This window comes from Enterococcus sp. JNUCC 77 (assembly GCF_054819945.1).
This window is the reverse complement of record NZ_JBTHIG010000003.1, coordinates 21,352-41,664: the sequence shown is the minus strand read 5'-3', so window position 1 is coordinate 41,664 and position 20,313 is coordinate 21,352. Positions and strand designations below refer to the sequence as shown.

Here is a 20,313-nt window from a genome sequence, read left to right as displayed (position 1 = left end):
GTATTTTATTTTTTCGGTAGAGTGAGGCTAGACTCTACCGAACGTAATCTTCAGTATTTATTCAATGATAAATCGACTATTGTTTCACATAATTGATTGAAATTAATTCCATCAGCAGCGGCTTCCTGAGGAAGTAAACTGGTTGGTGTCATACCAGGCAAGCTATTTGCCTCAATGCAGTAAATCTCTCCTTGATTGGTTACAATAAAATCAATCCGTGAATATACTTGTAATTTTAAAATCTTGTGTGTTTTTAAGGCTATCTTTCCCATTTTTGAAGCAAGTTCATTTGATATTTTAGCAGGTGTAATTTCAGTTGTTGCTCCCGATTGATATTTATGAGAATAATCATAAAATCCTTTTTTCGGAATGATTTCAATTGCCGGTAACTTTGTTGATCCAAGGATTCCTACAGAAAATTCACGCCCGTTTATTTTTTCTTCAATCATCAATTGATTGGCCATGCGACTTATTTTTTCAGTAGCTAATAGATAGTCCTGATTATTTTCCGCCAGTTCAACTCCAATGCTAGACCCATTGTCTACCTGTTTTATGACACAAGGTGATTGATAAGAAGGGATATCATTTTTGGAAACAAAACACCATTGAGGTGTTAAAATATCATTTGCTACCATTATTTGTTTTGCAATATTCTTATCCATGGCCATACCACTACCTAGAGAACCTGATCCAGTATATTTTATTTGGTGAATATCTAATAGGGCTTGGAGTTTTCCACCTTCGCCAATCCCTCCATGTAAACCCAAATAGCATAAATCAGCTTTTTTGCAAAGTGATAAAATATTTTGTCCAATTTCATTAGGATAAATTTTTTTAAGCTGTGTTAAATCGGGCTCTTCTTTCGACACTAAAACATTAAAAATTCTTTTACTATATATGCTATAAGCTTCTTCAAAGGAAGAATACTCTTTTATATTTTCGGCAATATCTAATAAAATAGTTTGATGTCCATTTCCATTTAATGCTTCTTGTATTTTAACTGATGATGAGATCGAAACATTCCGTTCTGGGCTTAACCCACCCGCTAAGATAATAATTTTCAAAACAACGGCTCCTTTTAAATATAGTGATTTCTCTATTTTAGTTTTTTCTATTTAATAATTTTGCTAGCATAGGACTAATATCTTTATAATCACTTCCAGATATTGATCCTTTTAGTAAGATTAAACTATTTTCAGATACTCTAGATAAAATGGCTTGTAGATATTCTTCCAAATTATTAAACCAAAAACTAGGAATATCTACTTCATTTACAACCTTTTCCATATGTTCACCATAACCTAGTAAAACATCTGCACCTGAGTGATTAATGAACGGTAATAATTGTTTATGAAGCGGTTCCGAATGTTTACCTAAGTCAGCTACTTGGCCTAATACAAGAATTTTTGTGCCACTATAATAAGGTACTTTATTAGTAAAACTAGTAATTGCATTTATCATAGAAGGAATAGCTGCATTATGAGTATCGTCATATATATCTACTTTATTACCTTCAATGAACCCTTGCTTTAACTCGAGTACTTTTGGTAATGACTGATAGTTTAAAAATTTTGGTAAAAATTGTTCAAAATCTAGTCCTAGGCTAGCAATAGAGAGTAGTGCTGCTAAAGAGTTTTCTACCATTCCTAAACTAGGCATTTTTAAATAATACGTATATAATTGATTTTCAAAAGAAACCGTGACTTCAGTAACATATTTAATTTCTTTTACAGAAACTAAATACAAGTCGGCTAAAGAGTCTTTTTTCATGCTATATGTTCTAATGTTAGTGGTTTGTTTTTCAGCTTCCTTTATCAATATTTGTAAGGGAGCTTCTGGGATATCTTTATTGATAATTGCAACACCATTTTCTTCCATCCCTTTAAATATATTGGCTTTGAATTCCGCTAAAACGTCTAAGTCTTTCATACCACTCATATGGGCATATCCAACAGATGTGACTAAAGAAATAGTCGGTTTTATAAACGTAGTCTGTGGTCCTTTGTCTTTATAATTTAAAGCATTTAGTGAGACCTCTAAGTTTAATAAATCAGGTGATTGCACTAGTCTAGTCATATAAAGAGGCATTGCAAAACGTGTATTGTGATTCCCCTTATTTGATAGTACTGAATAATTTTCACTTAGAAGATGCTCAATCATCATTCTTGTAGAACTTTTGCCAACAGATCCAGTAATAGCAATCACTGGAATGTTAGTGCTGGATCTTAAATATTCGCCGACTTCATACATAAATTCCCACGTGTTTGGAACAATAAACTGAGGAACTTCATCGATTAGCTCATCTATAGGCTTTTCTGTAACCAGCAATTCAAATCGATTGGGTTGGTTCCGTACAACCACATTATTATCATGCGGGGCTCTGTTCCCTCCAAGCGTCTTATTAAGTCTGTCAGCAGAAATTGAAATAAATGCTAAGTTAGGGTCCTCTGTTTGCTTAACACCACCTGCAGTGTATTCAAAATCTGTAATCCATATCTTTTCAGCTAATACTTCATTTAAGAACCTTCCGGTGAAACAACTAAAATCTATTTTTTTTAAAGGCCTAGCCTTAATATTATGTTCTCTTACACTTTTCATAAATCTATCTCCTTAATGCTTATCGAAAAAAGTCATAGTTTTTTTTGCTAGTAAATAGTTTCTATGATTATCTGTATATTCATAAATCGTAGCTATTTTTTCAACAGAGTTTTTTGATAGCTTTATCTCAGCAGCCAACTCATTTAAGCGGAGCGCCAGCACTTTTTTTCCAATATGTTCGTAGTGGTTTGCTAAATCCAATAAATATTTTACTAACTGTTCTTGAGAGTATTTATTTGTTATAACTACTTTAAACTCTTCTTCCGTTAAATACTTTCTCAGTACAATCTTACCTTTTACATCGTCATATATACTTTCAAAATCATTTTTTTGAAACAATAATAGATTTAACATCATTTGAACAGTCTTTATATTCGCTGTCCCTCTTTGAAGTTGAACATTCGAAACTACTTCAATTAGATGTTGCATATTTTTTTTATTTTGCTCATTTTTCATGAGATTCATTCGTAATAGTCTAGAAACTAGCATCACACTATCTTGGTTTTGTGTTCTTGCAAAAGGTAAAACCATTTGCTCTGCTGAAAGTGCTCCTAATTTTGAATTATTAAGCCAATAATTATATAATGTCCGATCACTATTTTCAGAAGTTTCTAATTCCTTCAATAGTAGTTCTGTCTCTACCAAATTTAATTCCTGAAAAGAATACACACGCATATTTTTTTTATATATATTTTTTTGATTTTCAACTTTTTCTTGCCAATTTTTTTCTCTTAGCCAATGTTTATTTTTAAACCATCCTGTTTCTTTAAAATTATTTAACTCTAAATACTCTTCATTGCTGCAGGCTTTTGTAATATCTTGATTTTTTAAAATATCAAAAAAATATCCTGTTGATTTTTGATGTTCAAAATTTTCTTCAGATAAAAAATTTTGAACAACTTGGTTGGACTGAAGAGCACTTCCTAGATTGGTAAAAGATACTCCTTTTTCTCTAGAATCAGTGAATAAATCATTGAAATTATAGTTCATCACATCAAATTGGCAATCTACTAATGGAACTAATTCAAAATAATAGTTGAGAATCATCAGGTAAGTCCCATAAGCTCGATAAAAAAATGTTGGTAGTAAATCTAGAAATAAATCGGTTTCTATTTGTTTCTTCATATCTTTTATCAAAGGTCTAAAATTAATTAGTCGAAAGTAATCTCTTATAACGGGAAAATTTTTTAAAAAAGGATAAACGAACCATTGCGTATTTGCTACAAGATCTCTTCCTAAATACAATTCTGGAAGATCAAAATTTATAAGGGTTCTTATATCTTTTTTATGCCCTAAAAACACAAAGTCACTAAAATGAAGAATTCTTTGTGTCTTGGCATTAAAAATAACTATGGGATAATCAAATATTTTAGGTAATTTCTGTCCAAATATTTCTCGTTTTGTAGGATATTTTATTTTATTTAAAGGCTTATCTAGATAGGGGCGAATCATTTTTAGATGATTCAAGCTTCTATCTGTTCTCGCCTTCAATACGAAACAGTCTTCAGGCAATTTATCCAACGCAACCTGCATTTGTAAAGCTTGTCGGAAATAATTAACTGAGTTACTTTTAGAGATATTCATCCTCGATTCTAAAGGTGGCTGTTCAATAACTTCAATATTATTTTCTTCAATCTCATTTCTTAAATCTGTCAATTGATTAAATTCATTTATCCAGGTACTTATGATAATCCCTTCTATGACACCCGCTTCTCTTAGTTGAAGTAATTCATTAAGTGTTAGCCGTAATTCTAATTCGTCTCTAACTGCACCACAAACTACAGCCCATACTTGTTTTCCCTTACGCACCTTCAAACCCACCTTTACTTTGATTTTTTTCGAATTCAGAAAGATGGTTTCTCTTGAATTCCTCTAACTCTCTTGGTGTTCCCAAAACGGCAAAACTTTCTTTAGGCAATATAATTGGTTTTATTGGTTTATCCTGTTGAATTAATTCGTTATACAAGGGTGCTATATATACTTCTCCATAAGCCTCCTGTATTTCATGTTTCTTTTTATAATAAGCTGTTTTGTAATCATACCAATTGGAAAAATAGTAGAGGCCTACTGAACCCCAATTTGAAATAGGTCTTTTTTCAGCTACTTCAGAAATTAAGCCAGTTTTTTCGTCGATTTTTGCAAAGGACCAGTGTATACCTTCTGTAAAAAAAAGTGGTATTGAGCCAGACATCTGAATTATTTCTTCTTTTTTTATATAATTTGATTTTATTGAAGTATCAATATTAAATACTAAAAAAGCGTCTGAATTATCCATCATTGCATCTACTGACATTACGGTAGATGCTTGTCCTTCTGTTTCTTCTTGTAGAACGACAATTTTAAACTTTTTTATCCCTAGATTTTTTATTTCCGTTTCTAATTTATACTTTGAAAAATTATTTTTTCTCACGATAAAATAGAATTCATCTTCAAAAAAAGCTTTTAAAGACTGGATTGACCACCAAAATAAGCTATTATTTCCTGCTAATAGTTCATGTTTTGGTCCCTTATATCCAGCTTTTTTAAATCGCGAACCATTTCCTGCCATTGTGATAATTATTTTCATAATAGTTCTCCTATGTATGGCTGTAGCAATTTCATCGCTTGTCCATACATTATTTTTTGTCTATCTGGATAATCCGAGTGTAAAGGAATCATGCTTAAAAAAAGAATTCCCTCCACCAAACGAGCCTTTTTGATATCATAAAATCGTGTAATTTTAGATATCACTAATTCCGTGATTTTTTCTTGTAATGGTGTTTTTTTTATTTCATATTGAAAAGATTCCGGAGAATCTTCAATTAATGAAAAATTATCAGTTATTATATGATCATATGACCCCTCAAAACTATGCAAAAGTTTAGCAATATCATAAAATTCATCTCCATAGATATCCTGACTTCCAAATTTCCCTCTAGGATCTATTAATTTTACTATTTTACTTTCAGCATCATATAAAATATTACTGATACAAAAATCACCATGTATAATTTTTCCAGATCGTTCCTCTAATAAAGCATTTTGTTGTAAAATTTGAGGTAGCCACTGTTTCATAACCGATATACTTGAATATTTCACTCCATTAATAATAGTTGCTTGTTGTTCTAAATGACTAAATTGACTTGATTTCGTTAAATCTACTAATCTTGAAATTGTTTTATCTAAATAGATGTCTGATAGATCTTTATTGCTTAGGACAATATTTGTTCTAGAATGTTCCCGTAGCTCATCTTGAACAAATAATAATTTTTCAATGCTTTGTTCCCAAAAACCAAGATCTAGTTGTCCATATATATAGAGATTATGAAGCGTCTCATATGGATAATATTCCATTTTTACAGAGGGGACTGAATCCTCTATTTGAGAGTCATAGATTCTAGGAGTAAGATATTGTAGTTTACTTGGTAGATTTAAATACCATTTGATTTCTCCTATAAATTTTTCACTATTTTGACTCTGTTTCGTAAGAATTCCTCTTTTTTCATCTATTGAAATCTCATTAAAAAAACGTGCTTGAACAATTTTTTTTGTTTCTAAGTATTCTTCGGTATGACCAAAATCTAACCAATCGCTTGTTTTTTTTATCTGCATTTTATGATATTTTTGATCATAAAAACTAAAAGCACTATATAAATCGTGAATATCTTCGTCTTCTAATGAAGAATCACCCTTTTTACTAATATTTTCACAAGATTCCAATAAATCAATCCCACTTGTAAAGTGAAAAACACCTGCAACTGCTTCCATCTCTTGTCTTTTATAGACAGGGGTATTTCTATAGGTGAAGAGGAGATTGCCTTTCTCTCGAGAAACACTATCCCATGGCGTTTGCCTTACTTTATTTCCTACAAACAGATAATCATTCTTCACTTCTATAGGGCTATTTTGAATAATTGTATCTCCAAAATTAATAGTAACTGCAACATCTGTTCCTAGCCATTTCAAAACATTGTTTAGAGTATTTGTAACAACATTTAACAATGTCACACTTTCTTTTGGGAGCAATCCAATCTCATATATCTCATGATGATCAGAAACCTTTTTAACTAATTGAGACTCTTCTTTGCTATTAGTCTCGTTAACAATAAATATTTTATCCGCCTCTTTGTATTGATGAAACAAATAATCTCTTATTTTTTTTTGTTTAAAGGGAATATCTAAAGGATAAATATTTCCAAACCTATTTTGCATATCTAGTGGGATTTTTTTTGTATTTAATAAAAGAACTATCTCCATGGCTCCGCCTCTATTTTCTTTAGAATTTCACCTTCACTCATTTCTAAGAACTCACTAGGTCGTATCGCACGATCATCTACATAAAAACCTTCTGTTCCACACCATGGTTTTCCTACATAAATTTCATCATAAGGAATTTCCCACTTGTCCAACCAATTAATTAGCTGAGGTAAAGTGTTTTTATTAATTTTTCCTAAGTTGTGTTGATACGTGTTCATTTGTCGAGCTGTATTCAGAATGATATAATATCCTTTTTTTCTGTATGCTTTTATCATGTCTATCATTTCAGGATAGGGCTTTAATTCTGCATATTCTTTCATTTCTTTTTTTTCGCAAATCGTATTATCAACATCTAAAACAATTGATTTCAAAATAAATCTCCTTACTTTTACCAGCGGCCTCTTCTAGGCCCTGCTTTTTTATATATATGTCTTTTTGCATCCTTAGATATTCTATCTGGAGAGTCATCTGTATCTACTTCCCACGGAAATAGCCCATTATCATCTTTCTGATATATTTCTTCTAATTCCGTATCACTTAAATTCCTATAATCTCGTTTTTTATTTTCCCTAAAGAACTGAATAATTACAATTAATATAAAGAAAATAAATAAAATTTTTCTGACTCCGATAGCATGAAAAATATCGTAAATGAATTTTAATTTATCCACAGATAATCCTCCTCAATGAACTTTATTTATCGATCAAATTTTTATAATTGATTAATCCTGATAAAAAATGTTCTGCATCATCTATACGCATACGACAACGATCATGACGACAATAAAATCCGCCTTCAATCGTCTCTGGTTTTGCAAAAAATATGGCTAGTTCTGACCACATGGTGCCTGTCCTTAATTCATGTAGCGCTCGATGGGTCATTGTTTGTTCCAAATGTTTCTGCTCTTCTTTCGTAAATAACTCTTCTGGCAAAGCTATTTCTTCAATACGATCGAACATTTTTACTGCTGCCGTCAATAACTCCAACATCGTTGGATAAGCCGTATCTCTATTTTTTATAAAATTTAAATTATCTAGCGCGTTTCTTACACCAAACTCAAAATAGCTTGGTTTTGGTACGTAAGCTGTTAATTCGTTGACAGAATAACTTAACCAATGATCATGGTATTTTTCATAATGATTTTCTATAAAACGATTCATTAAGAGTTCCGCAAGATCCAACCATTTGGTATCCTGAATCAATGGATACGCCCGCATAATCGCAAACAAGGCTTCACCATCGTAATAGATAATTCGGAATGCTTCTCTTTCTTCTAGATTTTCATCTAATACATGGGTTGTATCACCATTAGGGGCTACAAACGACGTCATTCCCTGTAAGAATTTTTCTGTAATAGGTAAAATTTCTTCATTATTTGTTACCTGTTGGTATTTAGTAAGCGCTAAAATAACCATTGCCTGGGCACCTAATTTTAGTTCTATACCATCAGATAAATGTTCTATTACATAATATTTCTCTTCTTTTTCTAAAGTGAGATTCTCCAATCCCCATTGAATCCCTTTTTCTATTTTTTCTAAAAATACTTCCGACGCTTTTCCTTCCTTTTCTAAATATTCATACGCTTCTAATAGGGCATACAAACTAGAGTAGTGTCGAACGCTATTGTAACTAGTTAAAGTTTTTCCATAGGCAGGGTAGTAGCCATAAATAAATTTTCCAGTATCTGTTAACTGATTAATCAAATATCTAGCTCCCCGCTCAATCCCTTCTTCTAACCTCTCTACTTGATTAGTAGCAGTAATTTCTCTCATACCTTGTCCATATTTTTCCGTTTCTAAGGGATAGATTTGCTGCTCCTCTACAAATATGCCTTTTTTTGTAAAAAAGACCCATTGCTTATCAAAAAATGCTACAGGATTGGAGATATTGATTTTATTTCTTCTTTTTAAATAACCTCTAATATTTGGTTCATTTAAGCGTAGTCGTGCGTCCTGTCGTCTGACTTCATGATCTGGGTGAGGGCTTAATAAAGCATTTCCTACAATCTCTTCTGGTAAAAAAGTATATGATTTACTCTGCTTAAACTGGATGCCATATCTAAAGTAATTATTTCTCTCTACTTGGAAAAATAGGTCTTTTCCTTCTTCTGCAGACAATAGTCGTTTTTCATCCATACATTCTATTTTCAACCATTTGGGAAAAACAGAAAATTTCTTTAAATATCTCTCAACTTTCACCCAAGCTTTATGAATAGTCTCTCCAGTTGTCTGCCAGACCACGCCTCTATTATTACTCCCGCAAGTGGTAACGAATATATGGGCCTCTCCAGGAGGGGCTTGCTGATAAAGCTCTGTTTTGATTTTTTCCAGTAATGCAATCTTCGTTAATGTCATAAATGGACTCCTTAAGTAGTTAATACGAATTTTTATCTAATTTAAATGCGTTTGCCATTTCATCAGTCATGTCGGCCATAGGAACTTCTGTTGTTAAAGATCCCTGCACAACAATACGAGAACGGGCATACAAATCACCACAAGTGAATAAGGTAATCATTGGTGTACTTCCTGGCTGGTAATCTAATATTTCTACACTTGTTGGCGCTACTTTTTTCACGCTGTACACCGTATAAACATAGACTTTTTCTAAATCTGTCAGATATATTTGCTCTCCTGTAGACATGTTTTCAATAGGTGTAAATAGTAACGCCGCTTGATCTGATCGATGAGAAGCTAATGCGTAATTACCTGTGCCTATTTCTTGATTGGCAGAAACTGTTCCTGCCCCATAAAGGAGATTGTCATTAGATAAGCCTTTAAAAACGGGCAAACGGACCGCCACACTAGGAATAGCAACACTAGCAATGACCGGTAGCTCATCTCCACTAAGTTGTCTTGCCTGAGCAGCTGCTACAGAAGCTGTATCTAACGGCTGAACTTGGTCAAAGTCAAAATTTACCTCTGTAGCTTCATTCTTTTCTAATTCCTTTTTTGTGACCTTTTCTATGCCATATTTTTTTCCAGTATGTTCAATTGAATAATTTTTCAGGGGTTTGCTTGCTAAAAAAAGAAGCCCCACAAGGATAATAAGCACCCCTATAATTTTTAATAATTTTATTTTCATTGTAGGCCCTCCCTTATGTAAGTGTAGTGAATGGATGGTCATTCCTTCTCCATCCATTCACTTTATTCATGTTTATTTTTTATCTTTCTTATGACGGTCTTTTTTTCTGAAAAAGTTTCTCACTAAACCTAATCCTGACGCACCTGCAATTTGCACCCCAGCAAGCATTCCTAATAAACCAGATTCTGCTCCTGTTTTTGGCAATGTGCCGTTTTTAGATTTTCCATTCTTATTTGATCCAGTACCACCAGTAGCTTTTGATCCATTTGTTTTGTTTGTTGGCGTTGTGGTCCCCTGATCTGAGTCTGAATCACTGTCCGAATCGGCGTCACTGTCTGAATCTGAATCGCTGTCCGAATCGGAATCGCTGTCTGAGTCTGAATCGCTGTCCGAATCGGAATCGCTATCTGAGTCTGAGTCACTGTCCGAATCGGAATCGCTATCCGAATCTGAGTCACTGTCGGAATCCGAATCGCTATCTGAGTCTGAGTCACTGTCGGAATCCGAATCGCTATCTGAGTCTGAGTCACTGTCTGAATCGGAATCGCTATCCGAATCTGCGTCACTGTCTGAATCGGAATCGCTATCCGAATCTGAGTCACTGTCCGAGTCCGAATCGCTATCTGAATCGGAATCGCTATCTGAATCTGAGTCACTATCTGAGTCCGAATCGCTATCGGAATCTGAGTCACTGTCTGTGTCTGAATCGCTATCTGAATCTGAGTCACTGTCTGTGTCTGAATCACTATCTGAGTCCGAATCGCTATCTGAATCTGAGTCACTGTCTGTGTCTGAATCACTATCCGAATCTGAGTCTGAGTCACTGTCTGTGTCTGAATCGCTATCGGAATCTGAGTCACTGTCTGTGTCTGAATCACTATCCGAATCTGAGTCTGAGTCACTGTCTGTGTCTGAATCGCTATCCGAATCTGAGTCACTGTCGGAATCCGAATCTGAGTCACTGTCTGTGTCTGAATCGCTATCGGAATCTGAGTCACTGTCTGTGTCTGAATCGCTATCGGAATCTGAGTCACTGTCGGAATCCGAATCGCTATCTGAGTCTGAGTCACTGTCGGAATCCGAATCGCTATCCGAATCTGAGTCACTGTCCGAGTCTGAATCGCTATCCGAATCTGAGTCACTGTCCGAGTCCGAATCACTATCTGAGTCTGAGTCACTATCTGAGTCTGAATCGCTATCTGAGTCTGAGTCACTATCTGAATCGGAATCGCTATCGGAATCTGAGTCACTGTCGGAATCCGAATCGCTATCTGAATCTGAGTCACTGTCCGAGTCTGAATCGCTATCGGAATCTGAGTCACTATCTGAGTCTGAGTCACTGTCTGAATCCGAATCGCTATCTGAATCTGAGTCACTGTCTGTGTCTGAATCGCTATCCGAATCTGAGTCACTGTCTGTGTCCGAATCGCTATCTGAATCTGAGTCACTGTCTGAATCCGAATCGCTATCTGAATCACTGTCTGAATCTGAATCACTATCTGTGTCCGAATCGCTATCTGAGTCTGAGTCACTGTCTGTGTCTGAATCGCTATCCGAATCTGCGTCACTGTCGGAATCCGAATCGCTATCTGAATCTGAGTCACTATCTGTGTCTGAATCGCTATCCGAATCTGCGTCACTGTCTGAATCCGAATCGCTATCTGAATCTGAGTCACTATCTGAGTCCGAATCGCTATCTGAGTCTGAGTCGCTGTCGGAATCGGAATCGCTATCTGAGTCTGAGTCACTGTCTGAATCCGAATCGCTATCTGAATCTGAGTCACTGTCTGAATCTGAATCGCTATCTGAATCTGAGTCACTGTCTGAATCCGAATCGCTATCTGAATCTGAGTCACTGTCTGTGTCTGAATCACTATCTGAATCTGAGTCACTGTCTGTGTCTGAATCACTATCTGAATCTGAGTCACTGTCTGTGTCTGAATCACTATCTGAATCTGAGTCACTGTCTGTGTCTGAATCACTATCTGAGTCCGAATCGCTATCTGAATCTGAGTCACTGTCTGAATCTGAATCACTATCTGAATCCGAATCGCTATCTGAATCTGAGTCACTATCCGAATCTGAGTCACTATCTGAATCCGAATCGCTATCTGAGTCTGAGTCACTGTCTGAATCTGAATCGCTATCTGAATCTGCGTCACTGTCTGTGTCTGAATCGCTATCCGAATCTGAGTCACTATCTGAATCCGAATCGCTATCTGAATCTGAGTCACTATCTGTGTCTGAATCGCTATCTGAATCTGAGTCACTGTCTGTGTCTGAGTCGCTATCCGAATCTGCGTCACTGTCTGTGTCTGAATCGCTATCCGAATCTGCGTCACTGTCTGTGTCTGAATCGCTATCTGAATCTGAGTCACTGTCTGAGTCCGAATCGCTATCTGAATCTGAGTCACTGTCTGTGTCTGAATCACTATCTGAGTCCGAATCGCTATCTGAATCTGAGTCACTGTCTGAATCTGAATCACTATCTGAGTCCGAATCGCTATCTGAGTCCGAATCGCTATCTGAGTCGGTGTCACTGTCTGAATCTGAATCGCTATCCGAATCGGCATCACTATCTGAGTCTGAATCGCTATCCGAATCTGCGTCACTGTCCGAGTCTGAATCACTATCCGAATCTGAGTCCGAATCGCTATCCGAATCGGCATCACTATCCGAATCTGCGTCACTATCGGATTCATTATCCCGTACGTAATCAATTTTCAGGTCTTGATCTTCTTCTCCAACAGTCACTTGTGGTCCTTTATATCCTTTTGTTTCATCTGATGGATCAATTAATTCTAGTTTCTCTCCGTTGTAGTATGGTGTATACCCCTCAACATAAGGAATAATGGTTGTATCTGATATTTTGCTGGCATCTGTCGCATCGTTCCCATAGGTAATATCTCCTGGTGACACAAATTCCGGATCATTACTGGTGATTTGATATTTGCCTAAAGTATTGTACAAATAGGTCACCACCACTGGACTCTCAGATGTGATTGTATCTTCTAAGAAACTTTCTTGTTTTCCTTTATAAAGATAACCAGATATCACTTCAATTTTTTCAGGTAGCATATCCCCTACTTTTAATGTAGTTTCAGTTGTTTTTAAAGTATTTCCTGCTTCATCTTTATAGTTATATGTTACACTGACAGGATTTCCTTCATATATATAAGTCACTTCTGTAGTGTCATTCGCAAGGACCGTATTGCTTGCTGCATTAGATTCAACCTTATTAAACGTGTACCCGTTAACTACTATTTGTTTATCTGCAATTTCACTATCAAAAATCTGTGTATCTTCTACAGAATTTGCTATTTCTTGTCCATGTTGATTGATAAATTTATAGGTGACTTTTGAAGCTTCTCCTTGATATACATACGTAATGATGGAAGAATTATCCGGTTGGACAATCATTCCACCTGTAGAAGTTTCTGTCTTCACAAAGTTATAATGGTCAAAGGTTTTAGGAATATCCATAATAGATTCCCCTACTTTATAACCATCTACCACATCTTCAAATAGTACTTTTCCAGTATCACTAACATAACGATAGCTAACAGTCGCGGCATTCCCTTCATAAATATAGGTCACTTTAGACGTCCCATCTTTTTTAACTGTTGTATCTGAAGTACTGGCTTTTTCTTTAAAGGTATAGCCATGAATGGCTTGTTGCTTTTCAGGAATCGCTTCTCCTACTTTAGCTTCAGCTATTGTATCCTCACTAATTTTATTACCGGCACTATCTACATAGCTATACGTTACAGTTGCCTCTGTTACCCATTGATCTGATAAAGGGCCTGGACCGAAATCATTGCTCATGACATCATCTAATGCTTGATCCCCTAATGCGGCAAAATGATCTGCTAAAGCATCTAATTCAGCCGTGGTAGTTGTTGCTGTAGGTAACGTAGTGGCTCCCGAAATCCCCGCTACTAAAGCCGTATAAGCTTCATCCATCAATCCATGATAGGTGACAGACCCATTCTTAAAAGGATCTCGATTGTCCTTTGTCATAAGAATATTGTCTGCTTTTGAAATTACGGCATTTCTGGCAGTTTTTGCTTGTGCAACAGCAGCATTCAAACTATTTTTGGCAGCTGTCACTGAACCATCTAAATCTAAAGTAGCTGCTTTTTGTGCAGCTAATAAATTTTCTACTTGTGTGTGTACGGCAGATTCATTGTCATAAGGTTCCGCATCACTTAAAGCAGGATCAACTGTTTTCAACCATACATTTTGTTCATTAGGTGATAGTCCTTCTGGCATAGGCCATAGGGTACTCATACCTAATCGTGCTTGCATTTGAGCAATGTCTGTCATATTACTGACTTGTTGGAAGGTGAAAAGATTGTTATCCTCTTCTGTCGTGACATCTGTCACAGTTGCCGCTTGTCCCGTTGAAAAGCCCATGGTACTAACAAATAATACTAAAAAAGGACTCGTCGTCTTCATCAAACGTTTCCCCGAAGTACGATAAATGATTTTTTGAGGATCCTCTATGATGTATTCTAATTTTTTATTTCTCAATGATGTCTTCACTCTTTTCATTTTTTCATTAAAAAAGGCTACACAGTCTAGTTATATCTAGTTGTGTAGCCTTTACTTCATTTATTTAACGCCTATTTACTACTGTGTCCTTTTTTACGTTTCTTTCTAGAAGCATCATAGAAAGTCAATCCCAGTCCTACCATACCTAAACCAGAAATGGCATACATCATTGTATCGTCATTGGTATTCGTTTTTGGTAATACTTTTTTCTTATCACTGTCTGAATCGCTATCCGAATCTGAATCACTGTCTGAATCTGAGTCACTGTCTGAGTCTGAATCGCTATCCGAATCTGAGTCACTGTCTGAGTCTGAATCGCTATCCGAATCTGAGTCACTGTCCGAGTCTGAATCGCTATCTGAGTCTGAGTCACTGTCTGAATCTGAATCGCTATCCGAATCTGAGTCACTGTCTGAGTCTGAATCGCTATCCGAATCTGAGTCACTGTCTGAGTCTGAATCGCTATCCGAATCTGAGTCACTGTCTGAGTCTGAATCGCTATCCGAATCTGAGTCACTGTCTGAGTCTGAATCGCTATCCGAATCTGAGTCACTGTCTGAGTCTGAATCACTATCGGAATCTGAATCACTGTCTGAATCGCTATCTGAGTCTGAGTCACTGTCTGAATCTGAATCGCTATCTGAGTCTGAGTCACTGTCTGAATCTGAATCACTATCCGAATCTGAGTCACTGTCTGAATCTGAATCGCTATCTGAGTCTGAGTCACTGTCTGAGTCTGAATCGCTATCGGAATCTGAGTCACTGTCTGAGTCTGAATCGCTATCGGAATCTGAGTCACTGTCTGAATCTGAATCACTGTCCGAGTCTGAATCGCTATCTGAGTCTGAGTCACTGTCCGAGTCTGAGTCACTATCGGAATCTGAATCACTGTCTGAATCTGAATCGCTATCTGAGTCTGAGTCACTGTCTGAATCTGAATCGCTATCTGAGTCTGAGTCACTATCGGAATCTGAGTCACTGTCTGAGTCTGAATCGCTATCGGAATCTGAGTCACTGTCTGAATCTGAATCACTGTCCGAGTCTGAATCGCTATCTGAGTCTGAGTCACTGTCCGAGTCTGAGTCACTATCGGAATCTGAATCACTGTCTGAATCTGAATCGCTATCTGAGTCTGAGTCACTGTCTGAATCTGAATCGCTATCGGAGTCTGAGTCACTATCGGAATCTGAATCACTGTCTGAATCTGAATCGCTATCGGAGTCTGAGTCACTGTCTGAATCTGAATCGCTATCCGAATCTGAGTCACTATCGGAATCTGAATCGCTATCTGAGTCCGAGTCACTGTCTGAGTCCGAGTCACTGTCTGAGTCCGAGTCACTGTCCGAGTCACTGTCCGAGTCCGAGTCACTGTCCGAGTCCGAATCACTATCCGAATCTGAGTCACTATCTGAGTCCGAATCGCTATCGGAATCTGAGTCACTGTCCGAGTCTGAATCGCTATCCGAATCTGAGTCACTGTCTGAGTCTGAATCACTATCTGAATCTGAGTCGCTGTCTGAATCTGAATCGCTATCGGAATCTGAATCACTATCGGAATCTGAATCACTGTCTGAATCGCTATCTGAGTCTGAGTCACTGTCTGAATCTGAATCGCTATCCGAATCTGAGTCACTATCGGAATCTGAATCGCTATCGGAATCTGAATCGCTATCTGAGTCTGAGTCACTGTCTGAGTCCGAATCGCTATCTGAGTCTGAGTCACTGTCTGAGTCTGAATCACTATCGGAATCTGAGTCACTGTCTGAATCTGAATCGCTATCTGAGTCGGAATCGCTATCTGAGTCTGAGTCACTATCTGAATCGGAATCACTGTCTGAATCTGAATCGCTATCTGAGTCTGAGTCACTGTCTGAGTCCGAATCGCTATCGGAATCGGAGTCACTGTCTGAGTCGGAATCACTATCGGAATCTGAATCGCTATCTGAGTCTGAGTCACTGTCCGAGTCGGAATCGCTATCTGAGTCTGAGTCACTGTCTGAGTCGGAATCGCTATCTGAGTCTGAGTCACTGTCTGAATCCGAATCGCTATCTGAGTCTGAGTCACTGTCTGAATCCGAGTCGCTATCTGAGTCTGAGTCACTGTCTGAATCCGAGTCACTATCTGAATCCGAATCGCTATCTGAGTCTGAGTCACTGTCTGAGTCGGAATCGCTATCTGAGTCTGAGTCACTATCTGAATCGGAATCACTATCTGAGTCTGAGTCACTGTCTGAATCCGAATCGCTATCTGAGTCGGAATCACTATCTGAATCCGAATCGCTATCTGAATCGGAGTCACTGTCTGAATCCGAGTCACTGTCGGAATCCGAATCGCTATCTGAGTCTGAGTCACTATCTGAATCCGAATCGCTATCTGAGTCGGAATCACTATCGGAATCTGAATCGCTATCTGAGTCTGAGTCACTGTCTGAATCCGAATCACTATCTGAGTCTGAGTCACTGTCTGAATCCGAATCGCTATCTGAGTCTGAGTCACTGTCTGAATCCGAATCACTATCTGAGTCTGAATCGCTATCGGAATCTGAGTCACTGTCTGAATCTGAATCGCTATCTGAGTCTGAGTCACTGTCTGAATCCGAATCACTATCTGAGTCTGAGTCACTGTCTGAATCCGAATCGCTATCTGAGTCTGAGTCACTGTCTGAATCCGAATCACTATCGGAGTCTGAGTCACTGTCTGAGTCTGAATCGCTATCGGAATCTGAGTCACTGTCTGAATCTGAGTCACTGTCTGAATCTGAATCACTATCTGAATCTGAATCACTGTCTGAATCTGAATCACTATCTGAATCTGAATCACTGTCTGAATCTGAATCACTATCGGAATCTGAATCACTATCTGAATCGCTATCTGAGTCTGAGTCACTGTCTGAATCCGAATCGCTATCGGAATCTGAGTCACTGTCTGAGTCTGAATCACTATCTGAATCGGAGTCACTGTCTGAGTCTGAATCACTATCTGAATCAGCGTCACTATCCGAATCGTCATCGTTTACATAGTCAATTTTAATATCTTGATCTTCTTCTCCGATATCCACCTGAGGTGCTTTGTAGCCCTTAGTTTCATCAGAAGGATCAACTAGTTCTAATTTTTCCCCATTGTAGTATGGTGTGTAGCCTTCCACATAAGGAATAATTGTTGTACCATCAGAATCAGTTACTTTTGTTGGATCTTCTGTATTGTTTGTATAATTAATATTCCCTGGATTCGTAAAGTTAGGATCCGTACTAGAAATTTCATACTTACCAGTAGGGACATATGTGTAAGTAACTACTACTGCACCATCTGTTCCTACTGTATTTTCAGTGGTTGCTCCAGTAGTGATTGTTTGATCTTTTCTTAATACATAACCATTAATGACACTTGCTTTGTCTGGAATTGCTGCGCCTACTTTTGTTTGATCTGTAATAGGTACAACATCTGTTAAAGCAGTTCCTGTTTCGTCAACAAAGTTATAGGTAATCGTTGCATCATTTGCGACTAGCGTTAACGTTGTATTTGCAGTTGCACTTGTTGCTTTAACGGTATCTCCATTTTTATAAGAAGTACCATTTGCATCTTCTAAGTGATAACCTGCAGGTACGTCAGCTACTGTTAAATCAGCTACTGTTGTCATATTTGAATTAATCGTATATGGCGTATCTTGTAGACTGGTTGTTCCTGTATAGGCGCTTGTGTCATACGTGTACGCACCGGCTTCTTGATAATAGAATTCTAGTGGATTTGGTGCATCTGGGCCAAAGGCATATTGGAGATTTGCCGTAGCTGAACTGTTCAGATTGTTTCCAACTAATACTAGATGATTAGATGTACTATAATCTTTTGCCCGTACTAATGAAGTTGCCCCTGTTACTCCATTTAAATTAGTAGTGGCACTTCCTAATGCCGTAGTGGTACCATCACTATTTTTCTGAACATAATTTACTGGCACCTCATAAGATAATGGTTCATACATGAAATCAACAGTGTTGGTACTTACATCTGTTTGCGTATAGGTATACGTACCATCACCATTGTCTACGAATCCTTCAGGTGCATTTTCAACCCCTACAAATTTATATCCAGGTATTTCTTTTGGTGTAATCACATTTGTTTGGGTAGGGAAATTATAATAGCGCTCAACTGTAGAAATTGTTCCACCTGTGGTCTTGTTTTTAAAGCCTCCTGTCAGATATGATTGTCCTTCAACTGTTACATTATTAGGTTTTGTAGATATATTATTGTTTTGAGTCTGGCTTATTCCATTTGATCCATGAGGATAGCTAATAGTACTATGAGTAACCGTATTAACTATACTGTCATCAGAAAAAGTAAAGTTATTATTCATTGCGCTTCTGATGCCATATTTTTCATATGTTTGATTAATTTTTTCTTTAACATCTTCTTCATATGTTAATCCAAATTTCTTTTCAAAAAAATCTACTGGCGAGGTAGCTTCTAATTTAATATACTCAGTAGTATTTTTTAACAATACTGAGTTTTCTCCGACAGTTGCAATATTTCTAGCAGTCGAATATGTGCCATCTGTATTTTTTATTACAGTATAAGTATTGTCCCCCGCAGTTTCCAAAGCAGTTCTTATTTCTTGATCCGTTGAATCAGTAGGTACATCAACATATTTTAATGACAAAGTGGTCTGTGAATATGATTCAAAATTTATTATGCCCTTCCCATCAGGAGAAGGAGTATAATATTGTGTACTAAGAGGAACATCTTCTTTGTTTTTCCCTGTGTAATCTATCAAATTACTATTAGCAGTTGTAATTTTTGATCTCGTTATTTGAACAAAACTACCCGCATCTGTATATGGATTAGAAGGATATACAACGGGATTATACGTATAATAATTCTCAACAACAGTGGCTTTTGATGCAGTTGCTGATTGAAGTATACCCGCAAAATAACCATTGCTGTAATCGACATTTCTTACATAAGTTGTTTTTACAGTTTCAACGTCGATATCATTAAGGCACATGATTGCAGGTTGCCCTGTAAGCTTATTTGTTGTTTTGTCAAAAATCATAGAAAAGCTACCTGTGTCTCCGCCATCAATCCCTACACTTCCTAGAGATATAGAAATATTTTTATTCTCTGTAACATTATTAGTCAATTCTAAGTCAAAGCATTGATTTTCCAAATCATAACTTAGATTTCCTATATCTGGAATATTCGTTTTTGAAGATCTAAATACAGAGGGGCGATCCCTAAAATATATTTTTAAAGCTATGTGATCTCCCGTATTAAACGTACCTTTATCAGTATTTAGACTTAAATTCATTTTAAGTCCATTATCAAAAAATAATCCGGAATAAGCACTCGGAGCTGTGTTTCCAGAAGTATCAATTCTAGATAAGTTTGAAACATTAACCGAATCATCAATTCCTGCGGTGTATTTATAAGTCACATCGCTAGTCTCATCTACAGCAGTCGATGTCGTTGTTTTCTCTTCTGTATTTCCATTATTTTCTTCTAATTTTTCAGTATTATCACTAGTTTCTAGTGTTGCGTCAGTTAACTCATTTGAATCAGATATTGTAGAAAGACCTTCTGTTGTTGCACTCTTTGTTTTCTTCTCATTGGATGTGTCATCCACTATTTCTGTGTCTACATCGTTCTCTGCAGCCATAGCTGTACTCATCACTCCTGGCAATCCCACAGAAGCCACTGTCATCATGCTGGCTACGCCACTTTTCACTACCCAATGTTTCTTCACTTTATGCATCTTGTAACGCTTCACTGGCTCTTTTCTATAAATCAATGGCCGATTTTTTGAACTCATTTGCTACGTCCTCCTTATTCATTCCTAACTATCTATATAAACC

Annotated in this window: 11 protein-coding genes; all 11 read right to left on the bottom strand. The window is 36.8% G+C overall.

Features of this window, described 5'->3' with window-relative positions:
* Positions 1–50: 50 nt before the first annotated feature.
* The 11 genes from ACVWNY_RS18040 to ACVWNY_RS17990 all read right to left on the bottom strand — a co-directional run bounded on the left by ACVWNY_RS18040 (position 51) and on the right by ACVWNY_RS17990 (position 20,270).
* Positions 51–1,064, bottom strand: a complete 1,014-nt coding sequence (locus ACVWNY_RS18040; protein WP_454072449.1) for a D-alanine--D-alanine ligase family protein — start codon at positions 1,062–1,064, stop codon at positions 51–53.
* Between the two features lie 37 nt (positions 1,065–1,101).
* The gene (locus ACVWNY_RS18035; RefSeq protein WP_454072448.1) at positions 1,102–2,598 is read right to left on the bottom strand and encodes a Mur ligase family protein; all 1,497 of its coding nucleotides are present in this window, start codon (positions 2,596–2,598) and stop codon (positions 1,102–1,104) included.
* A gap of 12 nt (positions 2,599–2,610) precedes the next feature.
* Entirely contained in the window at positions 2,611–4,407 is a 1,797-nt protein-coding gene (locus ACVWNY_RS18030) for a hypothetical protein (protein WP_454072447.1), read from the bottom strand.
* The gene (locus ACVWNY_RS18025; protein WP_454072446.1) at positions 4,400–5,164 is read right to left on the bottom strand and encodes a sugar phosphate nucleotidyltransferase; all 765 of its coding nucleotides are present in this window, start codon (positions 5,162–5,164) and stop codon (positions 4,400–4,402) included. The genes ACVWNY_RS18030 and ACVWNY_RS18025 overlap by 8 nt, the downstream gene beginning before the upstream one ends.
* Positions 5,161–6,834, bottom strand: coding sequence for an aminoglycoside phosphotransferase family protein (locus tag ACVWNY_RS18020; RefSeq protein WP_454072445.1), 1,674 nt, complete (start codon positions 6,832–6,834; stop codon positions 5,161–5,163). The genes ACVWNY_RS18025 and ACVWNY_RS18020 overlap by 4 nt, the downstream gene beginning before the upstream one ends.
* Positions 6,825–7,205 carry an HAD family hydrolase gene (locus tag ACVWNY_RS18015; protein ID WP_454072444.1) on the bottom strand — a complete coding sequence of 127 codons (381 nt, stop codon included), beginning with the start codon at positions 7,203–7,205 and terminating at the stop codon, positions 6,825–6,827. The genes ACVWNY_RS18020 and ACVWNY_RS18015 overlap by 10 nt, the downstream gene beginning before the upstream one ends.
* Before the next feature lie 17 nt (positions 7,206–7,222).
* Positions 7,223–7,504, bottom strand: coding sequence for a hypothetical protein (locus ACVWNY_RS18010; RefSeq protein ID WP_454072443.1), 282 nt, complete (start codon positions 7,502–7,504; stop codon positions 7,223–7,225).
* A 22-nt stretch (positions 7,505–7,526) separates the two neighbouring features.
* Complete coding sequence (locus tag ACVWNY_RS18005; RefSeq protein WP_454072442.1) at positions 7,527–9,188, bottom strand: poly alpha-glucosyltransferase; 1,662 nt, start codon at positions 9,186–9,188, stop codon at positions 7,527–7,529.
* A 19-nt stretch (positions 9,189–9,207) separates the two neighbouring features.
* The gene (locus tag ACVWNY_RS18000; RefSeq protein ID WP_454072441.1) at positions 9,208–9,915 is read right to left on the bottom strand and encodes a class A sortase; all 708 of its coding nucleotides are present in this window, start codon (positions 9,913–9,915) and stop codon (positions 9,208–9,210) included.
* 72 nt (positions 9,916–9,987) lie between these two features.
* Positions 9,988–14,373, bottom strand: a complete 4,386-nt coding sequence (locus tag ACVWNY_RS17995; protein WP_461211756.1) for a MucBP domain-containing protein — start codon at positions 14,371–14,373, stop codon at positions 9,988–9,990.
* 167 nt (positions 14,374–14,540) lie between these two features.
* A complete protein-coding gene (locus ACVWNY_RS17990; RefSeq protein ID WP_454072439.1) occupies positions 14,541–20,270 on the bottom strand; it encodes a clumping factor A in 5,730 nt (1,909 codons plus the stop codon).
* Positions 20,271–20,313: the final 43 nt, after the last annotated feature.